This is a genomic window from Microbacterium sp. ZXX196 (assembly GCF_009709595.1).
Taxonomy (GTDB): domain Bacteria; phylum Actinomycetota; class Actinomycetes; order Actinomycetales; family Microbacteriaceae; genus Microbacterium; species Microbacterium excoecariae.
In genome coordinates, this window is sequence record NZ_WMEE01000053.1 from 1 (window position 1) to 344 (window position 344).

The window sequence follows — 344 nt, forward strand, 5'->3', positions numbered from 1 at the left end:
GGCGCTCAAGGCCGGTGCCCGATCCCGGATCTTCTCCGAGATCGGCCGTACGCCCGGCTTCGGCAAGCTCGTCGTCGGCGACAAGCGCGTCATCGCCCCCAGCCACGGCCTGGACGCCGGGCTGTTCGACGGGAACTACTTCGCGCCGTACATCGACCGCGCCTGGAACGCCTACACGTCCAAGGACCTGAAGGTCACCACCAACAGGGGCACCTTCACCGGCCGGGTCAGCGGCAACCAGTTCACCTTCCGCGGCCCCGCCCAGTTCTCCATCGCCAAGCCCTCCACCCGCGATGTGCTCTTCTGCCACGGCGCCCTGCAAGCCCCCAACGACGGACTGCGCG

1 protein-coding gene is annotated in these 344 nt (G+C 68.9%); it reads left to right on the forward strand.

What is annotated here, in order from left to right; translation table 11 throughout:
* A partial coding sequence (locus GJQ66_RS12230) for a beta-1,3-glucanase family protein (RefSeq protein ID WP_230379574.1) occupies positions 1 to 344 on the forward strand: 344 nt, incomplete at both ends.